The 9,327-nt window shown below is 70.6% G+C and carries 7 protein-coding genes; 5 read left to right on the forward strand and 2 right to left on the reverse strand.

Going from position 1 to position 9,327, the window contains the following annotated elements; translation table 11 throughout:
• The first annotated feature begins 140 nt into the window (after nucleotides 1-140).
• The 4 genes from ACWD3H_RS46895 (at nucleotide 141) to ACWD3H_RS46910 (ending at nucleotide 6,324) form a co-directional block, all read left to right on the forward strand.
• Nucleotides 141-458: an L-rhamnose mutarotase gene (locus tag ACWD3H_RS46895; RefSeq protein WP_350926284.1), complete on the forward strand. Its 318-nt coding sequence runs from the start codon at nucleotides 141-143 to the stop codon at nucleotides 456-458.
• Between the two features lie 1,185 nt (nucleotides 459-1,643).
• The gene (locus tag ACWD3H_RS46900) at nucleotides 1,644-4,403 is read left to right on the forward strand and encodes an AAA family ATPase (RefSeq protein WP_451959694.1); all 2,760 of its coding nucleotides are present in this window, start codon (nucleotides 1,644-1,646) and stop codon (nucleotides 4,401-4,403) included.
• A 163-nt stretch (nucleotides 4,404-4,566) separates the two neighbouring features.
• Nucleotides 4,567-4,707, forward strand: coding sequence for a hypothetical protein (locus tag ACWD3H_RS46905; RefSeq protein WP_350926280.1), 141 nt, complete (start codon nucleotides 4,567-4,569; stop codon nucleotides 4,705-4,707).
• Between the two features lie 213 nt (nucleotides 4,708-4,920).
• Nucleotides 4,921-6,324, forward strand: coding sequence for a hypothetical protein (locus tag ACWD3H_RS46910; RefSeq protein ID WP_451959695.1), 1,404 nt, complete (start codon nucleotides 4,921-4,923; stop codon nucleotides 6,322-6,324).
• A 201-nt stretch (nucleotides 6,325-6,525) separates the two neighbouring features.
• Here ACWD3H_RS46910 and ACWD3H_RS46915 read toward each other — a convergent pair whose 3' ends face one another.
• On the reverse strand, nucleotides 6,526-7,230 hold the full coding sequence (locus tag ACWD3H_RS46915; RefSeq protein WP_451959696.1) for a neutral zinc metallopeptidase: 705 nt from the start codon (nucleotides 7,228-7,230) through the stop codon (nucleotides 6,526-6,528).
• Nucleotides 7,231-7,505: 275 nt separating this feature from the next.
• Entirely contained in the window at nucleotides 7,506-8,519 is a 1,014-nt protein-coding gene (locus tag ACWD3H_RS46920) for a LacI family DNA-binding transcriptional regulator (protein WP_350926274.1), read from the reverse strand.
• A gap of 157 nt (nucleotides 8,520-8,676) precedes the next feature.
• Here ACWD3H_RS46920 and ACWD3H_RS46925 point away from each other — a divergent pair, with 157 nt between their 5' ends.
• A complete protein-coding gene (locus ACWD3H_RS46925; protein ID WP_451959697.1) occupies nucleotides 8,677-9,117 on the forward strand; it encodes a ferritin-like domain-containing protein in 441 nt (146 codons plus the stop codon).
• Nucleotides 9,118-9,327 lie beyond the last annotated feature (210 nt).

Consider the following 9,327-nt stretch of genomic DNA (forward strand, 5'->3'; position numbering starts at 1 on the left):
AAGGACGGGGAGATCATCTTGGGTCCGCCCTTCGTCTTCGACAAGGCCAACATCGACCAGTTCGACTTCTGACCGACACCACCGGCACGGCCCGCGCCCGGTGAGTCCGGGCGCGGGCCACACCCGAGAAGGGCAATCCCATGCAGCGTGTCTGCTTCCTGCTGAAGGTGAGGCCGGAGCGCCTCCAGGAGTACCGCGAGCGCCATCGTGCCGTCTGGCCCGAGATGCTCGACGCCCTGAGCGCCACCGGCTGGCACAACTACTCGCTCTTCCTGCGCGAGGACGGGCTGCTGGTCGGCTATCTGGAGACCGAGGACTTCGAGGCGGCCCGCGAGGCCATGGCCGCGACAGAGGTCAACGCCCGATGGCAGGCCGAGATGGCGCCGTTCTTCGAGAGCCTCGACGGCCGCCCGGACGAGGGCATGGTCTCGCTCGAGGAGGTCTTCCACCTCAACTGATCGGGGAAGGTTTCACTCCGGGCGCAGGTGATCGAGACCTCCTCGTGGGCGTACGACGACTCGAAGACGCGGTTCAAGGTGTTCGCGCGAGGGGTGACCGGAGACCCGTTACCGCGCTGCTGCCGATCGACCTGCGGTCGACCGGGTCGATGGGCCACGCGAGCTTCGACACCGGCCGGGCGCCGCTGAACCCGAGGCGGGCGGTGTGCGTGGCTGGGGATGTCAAAGACGTGAACGTCCGTCACGGAGGAGGCCTCAGCCGGCCGTCCATGACCGGGATGTCAACGCTGCGATCAACATTCTGGCCACCGGGCAGGCGGACAGGCCAAACGACTGTGGAGTGTGGGTAAGACCGGGACCTGTTCCGGCACCGCGCGAAGAAGCAGTAACCCACCCGAGGCCGCGTACGACGTGGCAGGCGGGAATCTCCGTCCGTTAGGGCGGAGAGGATGTCAACTTGTCACGCTGACCACCGACCTGAACGAAGACCGTTCCGACTGCCTGGTCTTCGACGCGGTCAGGGGGGCCGACGGTCCGCCGGCCAGGGTGAGGCCTCCCGAGCGCATCTCCAGCGGCACGCACGCCGGCTGGGCGGCGGGCGATTCGATCCACGCCCTGCGGCTGTGACGGACGTCGCCCATCCCGCGGTGGTGGTGGCGAGCGCGACCTTGACCACCGAGTTGTGGCGGGGAAATCGCACGTGGTCTCCGCGGTGTGCGCTCCTGCGTAATGGTGCGGGGCATTGGGCACTTCGCGTCATCGCATACTTACTGAGCGCCGAAGCCACCGGTCGTGGAAAATCCATACCGTGTGTGTGGGAATTAAGGATGGCGGTCGTTTTGTGGTCGACCGTATTCGTGAATCACTCCCCCTCCCGAGTGCGGATCGTTCCCCGCGCGGGAAATCGGCCGGTGGGATCGGAAAAAGAGCAGGTGGGAGTCTGTGGGAGCGGGCGTAGCGGATCTCCCGCGGGGCCGGCTCCCGGCAGTCCGTGCGATCGCGGCCCGCTTTCCGGCCTGCCCTCGCGTTTGTGTCCGCGGTGGAATCCGCGCCGTACGCCGACGATGTGAAATTCGTTCGGATTCGCTCCGCGAAGAATCTTCAGGTGAAATCAGTGCCGATAGGTTGATCTCTGACCCATAATCACCGTCAAGAACATGCGAAACGTGAAAAGGGAGCGCTGCGTTGCACGGCAGAACCTCTCCGCTGTTCATCGGCCGGAAGCGGGAGCTCGACTTCCTCGGGGAGGCGTGGGGAGCGGCCAGACGCCGCGACGCACGGATCGTGGGTGTCCGGGGGACGGCGGGAATCGGCAAGACCGAGCTGGTCGAGCGCTTCCTGCGGACCGTCCCCGGGGTGCGGACCGTGCGAGCCTTCGGCGACGAGGACGCGCTCGCCCATCCCTGGGGGGTGCTGGAACAGATCGCCGAGCAGCTGCCGACCCCGACGCTCGCCCGGACGCTGGCCGGGCAGGCCGAGGCCGCCTTCGTCGGCCAGGCCATCGCGGCGGAGTTCGCCGCCGCGGACGCTCTGATCGTGGTCGTCGACGACGCGCACTGCGGCGACCGGCAGTCGATGACCGCGCTCCGCCTGGCGGCCCGGCGCCTGCGCAACGCTCAGGTCATGCTCCTGGTCGTCCACCAGGCTCCCGGGTATGCGCCGGGAACGGCTCCGGACGCGCCACCCCTGGAACTCCACGAGGGCTGGGAGCGCATCTTCGACTCGCCGCAGGGGCGCCTGCTCCAGGTCGAGGGGCTCTCCGCCGACGATCTCGTACGGCTCGCCGTCGCGACAGGCCACGACGGGCTCACCCCCTCAGGAGCCAGGAGACTGCACGAGCACACCGACGGCAACGCGCAGCATTCGATCCTCCTGCTGGACCAGGTGGAGATGCGCTCGATCAACTTCGGCAACGGCCCGCTGCCCGCCCCTCGCGGTATGACCCAGGCCGTCGTGGCGCGGCTGGCGTCGTGTGCCCGCCGCACCCGCGAGGTCGTGGGCGCGGCGGCGGTGCTCGGCCGCCGCTTCCGCCTGGCCGACCTGCGTGCGCTCTCCGGCGTCGCCGACGTCACCGTTCCCCTCACGGAGGCCGTCGGTGCCGGATTGGTCAAGGAGATCCCGGGAACGGCGGGGCAGGAGTTCGCCTTCACCACCCTGCTCGTCTGGGACCGCATCTACTACGACTCCAGCGTCGAGCGCCGCCGTGCCCTGCACCGTAACGCCGCCCTGCTGGGAGGGCCGGGCGCGCTCTGGCACGGGATCGCCGCCTCCGGTGGCGGTACGGACGGTGAGCTCGCCGCGCTGGCCCAGGGCGAGGCCCAGGCCCAGCTGTCTCGGGGCAGACTGCCGCTGGCGGCCGTCTACGCCCGCCACGCCGCGGAACTGACCCCGCCGGGGCCCGACCGTGTCGCCCGCGTGCTGACCGCCGCCGAGACCCTGCTGGTCTGCGGCGACGCCACCGTCGCCAGGCGCTACGAGAGCGAGATCCTCGCCGCGCCGGCAGGCCCCTGGCGCGACTACGTCGCCGGTTACCAGGCCCTGATCTCCGGACGCGTCGCGGAGGCCAGGCTGCTGCTGGTCAAGGCACTGGGCGCGGCCGGGTACGACGGGGCGGAGAGCCCGCACGCGCCCGCGGACCTGCGGGCGCGCATCGCGGCCCAGCTGGCGATCATCGGCGTGGTCGAGATCTCCTACCCCGAGATGGTCGAGTACGGCACGGCGGCCGTCGCGGCGGGCAGCCGCGAGCCGTGGGTGCGGGCGTTCGCCTGGTTCGCCCAATCCCTGGGCTGGACCCTGGCCGGACGGGCCGAGGAGGCACTGTGGTCCCTGGCGGACGCCGACCTGCCAGGTTCGGCGGCCGGGCTGGACGGTCTGGTGGCCCGCGGCATGATCCGGCTGTGGACCGACGACCTCGACGGAGCCTCCGGCGACCTGCGTGACAGCGTCGCGCGGGCCACGCGCGGCGAGGCGCTGCGGGTGGGCCAGGCGCTCGGCTTCCTGGGCGAGGTTGAGTACCGGCGGGGCAGGCTCGACGACGCCGTCAGGTTCACCCGGCTCGCCGTCGGCGACGCCGAGGAGAACGAGCGGGTCTGGGACTACGCCCTCCTGCACTCCCTGGCGTGCTACCCCCACGCGGCCAGGGGAGAGTGGGACCGGGCGCGCGAGCACGCCCGCCAGGCCGCGGAATGGGCGCCGATCGTCGAGAGCAGGGTGAGTCTCGCCTACGCGGCCGGCGCGCGGGCGGCGATCGCCCAGGCCCGGGGCGACGCCCAGCGGCTGCTCAGCGCGGCCGAGGCCATCGAGCTCCACTATGACTCGCTGGAGCCCGGTACCCACCTGTTCGGCCCGGTCGGTGCCGACGCGCTCTCCCTGCTCGGCCGGCTCGACGAGGCGGACGCCGCCCTGGGCGCCTTCGCCGACAGGGCCGCCTCCAGCGGGCGCCGCTCAACGCTGATGTCCATCGCCAGGGTGCGGGCCCAGATCGCCGCCGCCCGCGGCGACCACGCGCGTGCCGTACGGGACTGTGAGGAGGCCTTCGCCCTGGCCGCAGAGGTGGGTCTGCCGATCGAGGCCGGCCGGATCGACCTGGTGACGACGCGCTCCCTGCACGCCCGGGGTCGTCATGCCGAGGCGGAGCGGTCGCTGCGGCGGGCGCTGGCCACCTTCAACCGCACCGGTGCCGCCGCCTACGCCGACCTCGCCCTGAAGACGGCGGGGGAGCTCAGGCTGTCGGTGGACGGTCCCAGCGCGGCCTTCGGCAGCCTCACCGGGGCCGAGCGTGAGGTCGTGGCGATGGTCTGCGAGGGCATGACCACCCGTCAGATCGCGCAGCGGCGCTCGGTGACGATCAGCACCGTGGAGACACAGCTGAACCGCGTCTACGCCAAGCTGAACGTCACCAGCAGGATCGAGCTCCGCGCCGTCCTGTCCGACCCCGGCGAGTAACCGGGGAACGGCCTCCCCAGGCCGGCGTACGGAGAAGCAGGGCGTGTCGAAGCCCGCCGGGCGATCCGTAGGGGTGCCACCCGGATGCCTTCCTCCTCTCCCGCGACTACCGTGAGCGCCTGCCAGAGCGCCAGGAGAGCGGCGCCGCCGACGGGAGGCCGGAATGCGGTTGACCATAGACGTCCAGAGGACCGCTACCGGTCACATCGCCGGGACCATCGAGGCCGAGGGGGCCGAGCCGCCTCTCCCCTTCCACGGGGTCATCGAGCTGGTCACCCTCCTGGAGAACCATCTGGACGGGTGACCGCGCGGGTGATCGCCACCGCACACCCTCCGCTGCCGGAGAGAGCCGTTCACGGAACGTCATGCCAAGGGGAGAGCGTCAGATGGGTTCCATGTACAACCCCGGGAGGGATCGCCGGCGGCCTGGCCGGCCGGCGACGGGCCGCGCGGGCCACCGGCCGTGGGGCGCACCGGTCGCACCGGCCGTGCAGGCCGGGCCGGCTGGGACGGCCGGGTGAACGCCACCCTGACGGCCTTCGTACCGCCGACCGAGAGCGGCCGTGACCTGCTGGACAACTGGGTACGGCCGATCTGTGCGAGGCTGGGGATCGGTCTGGTGGTCGCGCCTCCCGGCATCGGCGGGGCCGTCGCGCTCGCGGCGCGGCGGACGTCGACCTTCGTCGTGTGGGACTGCTCGGTCGAGGGTTCCGAGGACGTCTACGCGGCCTTCGACACGCGCGCCAAGCTCGACCCCGGCAGCATCGTCCTCAGCCGCAGCCCGTTGCCCCGCAACGTACTGACCCGTGCCAGCCACGCTCCCGTCCACGGCGAGACCCTGGAGAACCCGGCGCTGGGCGAGTGGCTGGAGCGGCACCTGCGCCGCGCGCTGGGGGCGGACCGGGCGCCGTCGCCGCGCTCACCGGGGCACTACTGGATGTTCGACAACCCGGCCGACTACTTTCTCAGCTTCCACGACGGCGGGCGCAGGGAGGCGGAGGAGTGGCGTGCCACCTTCGAGAAGGCCCACGCGGTCACCGTGCGAATGGTGCCGCCCCGCGAGTACTCCTACCCGGCCGAGGTGGTCACGCGGCAGCAGATGTGGGAAGGCGTGGCACGGCTGATGTACGAGATCATCGCGACCGGCAGGGCCATCGTCCATCCCGCCCCCGACTACTTCACGTCGTTCTGGACGGTGAGCGAACTGCTGGCCACGCTGTGGCTGCTGCCACGCGGCTCCACGCCACCCATGATCACCTCTGCGCACGTCGCCCGGCCCTCGGGCGCCATCCGGCGACTGGAACACCTGACCGCCCGTACCGTCCTGGGCGTCCCCCGCCTGGGTGACGCCCACGCGGATCGCTTCGCCAGGCTCATCAACAACTCCGATCCGATCACCACCGCTCCGGAGGTCCGCGGGCGAACGGCGGGCGGAGGGAGGGTCGTCGCCGGAACGGTCAGGCACGTCGGCAGGCACGATCCGGAACTCGCCGGCCCGCGGTTCTGGGAGGAGATGCGGGTGCCCTGCCCGGTCTGTGCCCCGAAGAGCGGAGCCGCCGCGGAGGTCGACTGGGATCGGCACATGGATCTGGCGTGGGACGAGCGGGGGGTGGACCACTACGGCTACTTCACCGCCCGGCGCGAGGACCTCGGCACCGGAAGGATCCGCTGCCCGGGGTGCCGAACCCCCCTGCGGCTCGTCAACGAGCATGGCGTCCGCACGCTCTGGACGCCGATCTCGGAGACGGAGCCGGACCGGAACCGGCCGGTCATCCGGCGTGATCCCATCTGGCAGGTGCTGCCGGACGACCGGCGGGGCGCCGAGTCGCTCTCCAGGAAGAGGGCCGACCCCCTCCGCGGCCTCAGGGGCAAGGGATTCCCGGCCGAAGCAAGGTGGGTCCCGGCGCACAGCTCCGCCTAGCGACGGAGAGATCCTGAACCCGTGGTGCTCGGCTGATCCGGCGCGGACTCGCCGCGGAGTGACCACGAGCCCATGACGGGGGTCGACATCCCGCGCGGGGCCGGACCCGCGCGCGGGGCGGGTGGCTCACGCGCGGGCCGGGGAACGGATACGAACGGGCGGATTCGCGAGGGCGGCCGAGGTCCCGGGGAGAGCCCCTCGTCAGGTGAAGCATCCCCGCACGCCCTGGCGCGCGCCCCGGTTGAAGGCGCTCAGGCGCTGGGAGGCGCTGCCGTGGTCGCTCACGTCGGTCCAGGGGGTGTCGTCGGCGTGCTGCCGCAGGGCCGCCGCGATCTCCTGGGTGTCGCCGGTCTCGAAGAACAGGATGCCGTCCTCGGCGGCTCCGAAAAGGGTCGCCCCGGCGAGGCAGTCGGCCTGGAGTTCGAGTCGCCGTGACAGCAGCTTCCGTGGAATGCGGGCCTGGACGGCGTGGCCCCATTCGTGCGCGATGATCAGATAGACCCAGGCGTCCCCCTGCCGGTATCCCATTCGCATCAGATCGACGTCCCACGCGATGAAGTCGTAGGGCGGCCAGCAGTACAGGGCGTTGTCATCGGGGAGGGGGGACCCCTGGCATCTCGGCGCGTTGCTCCGCGCGCCGTCGTACCCGCCGAGAACGCGCGGGGGTGAATACCAGCCGGGGAAGAACTCGGACCAGTGCGTTGCCCAGAAACGATTGACGACGTACTGGGCGCTGCGAATGTCCTGGTTGATGTCGTCGAGGTTTCTCGCGGTGGAGGCGCTCAGCGGGGCGTGCCCACTCGCGATGGCGGTCGCGGTCCCGGTCCCGGTGAGGCCCGCGATCAGAACGCCGGTGAGCAACGAGACGAGTGCGAGACGAGTGATTCTCCATCGTGAAGCGGCCATGGGCTTCTCCCCTGTCACTGGTGGCCACATGCCGGATTTAAGGGTTTATTATTCGAAGGCTTTTCGCGGCAGAGTCACCATATGAGACAAGGTAATAGGGGAGAAGTGTTATCGCGAGATCGCATGAAATATCGGGGTAATTTGCCATAGGAGTTGGCGGGATTAGAGGCACGTCGTAATCGACGTGAAGCAGGAGCGACGGCACGGTGCTCCCGTGGCGAGGCTCCGGAGACGGCCACGACAGGCCGCCGGTGAAGCTCGGTGAGATTCGCGCGCTAGCCCGCTGGGGGAGCGGAGCTCTCCCGGACGACGAGGTCGGTGGAGAGTTCGACCCGGCGGGGTTCGGGAGCCTCGCCGCGGGAGATGCCCAGTGCCATGCGGGTGGCGAGGAAGGCCATCTCCTCCAGGGGCTGGCGGACCGTGGTGAGCGGTGGCCAGGCGGACCTGGAAAGGGGCAGGTCGTCGAAGCCGACGACGCTCAGGTCGTCGGGGACGCGCAGTCCGCGCTGCCTGGCGGCCTCGAAGACACCAAAGGCCTGCAGATCGCTGCCGGCGAAGATGGCAGTCGGGCGGTCGGGCAGCGAGAGCAGGGCGTGACCGTGGTCGTGGCCGGAGCCGACGAGGAAGTCGCCGTGCAGGATCAGCGCGGGATCGACCTCGACGCCCGCGGTCTCCAGCGCGGCACGGTAGCCGTCTATGCGGGCGCGGCTGCACAGCACGTCGGGTGGACCGCCGATCATGCCGATCCGACGGTGGCCCAGTTCCAGCAGGTGCCGGGTCGCGTTCAGGCCGCCCTGCCAGTTGGTCGCGCCCACCGACGCCACGCCGGGGGCCGGCTCGCCCTCGGGGTCGACGACCACGAAGGGGATCGAGCGGGTGTTGAGCTGGCCGTACTGCTGAGCCGAGAGCCGGGAGCCAATGATGATCACGCCGTCGGTACGGCGGGCCGCCAGCCGGTCGAGCCAGTCACGACCGGGGCCGGCGTGGGTGTGCAGGACGGAGATCACGATGCTGGCCTCGGCCTCCGCGGCCGCGCTCTCGGCCCCGCGGATGAGCTCCATCGCCCACGGGCTCTCCAACTCGGCGAAGATCAGGTCTACCAGGCCGACGGGGCCGTCGGCGCCGGTGGCACGGCGGACGTAGCCGTGCTTGTGAAGGAGCCGTTCGACTCGCCTGCGGGTCTCCGGCGACACCTCGGACCTGCCGTTGATCACCTTGGAGACCGTGGGCGCGGAGACCCCGGCCTCCTGGGCGATGCGGGCGATCGTCACCCGAGGCTTACCTGACATGCTGGGCAGCATATCCGAAACCTTTCGGAGTGTCGCTCCACGCCTGAGGAGTGCTCGTAGTCCTTTTGATCGAGCTTCTCCTGGGTACGTCGCACGCGTTTTGATATTCCGTACTCGGTTTGGGCGTGGAAAATTTTTGTGATCGGCAGAAATATTCATGGCCGCTGCGTCCAGGCATGACGCGGAAGGCGCCGGGAGACTTCACAAGCGGTACTACTACACCGCCTCCGGCATTCACTCGGGGGTGGTGGCGGCAGAGTTCCTGGAGCACGCCGCGGGGGAGCAGGAGCACGCGGACAGGCTCGCCCAGCGCATCGTCCAGCTCGGCGGCGAGCCGGATTTCAACCCCGAGACGCTGACCGCGCGCTCACACGCCGAGTACGACGACAGCCTCGACCTGATCGAGATGGTCAAGGAGGATCTGGTCGCCGAGCGGATCGCGATCGCCTCCTACGCCGAGATCGTCAACCGGCTCGGCGACGGCGACGTGACCACCCGGCGTGTCTTCGAGGATCTGCCGGCCCAGAAGGAGGAGCACGCCGATGACCTGAAGAGCCTGCTGGAGCGGCTTCCCGGCGCGCTGAACAGCCAGGACTGAGCGGCGGTTCGGCAGGATCGGCCGCCGCGCGAGCCGGTTCGGTGATGGGCGGTGCCGGATGGCCGGCCCGCACGTGGCGCTCCGCGGCGGCGCGCCACGCCCGCGTCGCACTCACACGCCCGCGGCGCCGCCCCGGGGTGCGGCGCCCCCGGGGCCGGGGACTCGCGGGGCGGGGGGAGGGAACCGTGGCGTGCCGCAGTGACCGGCGGC

The organism is Streptosporangium sp. NPDC002607, assembly GCF_053592655.1.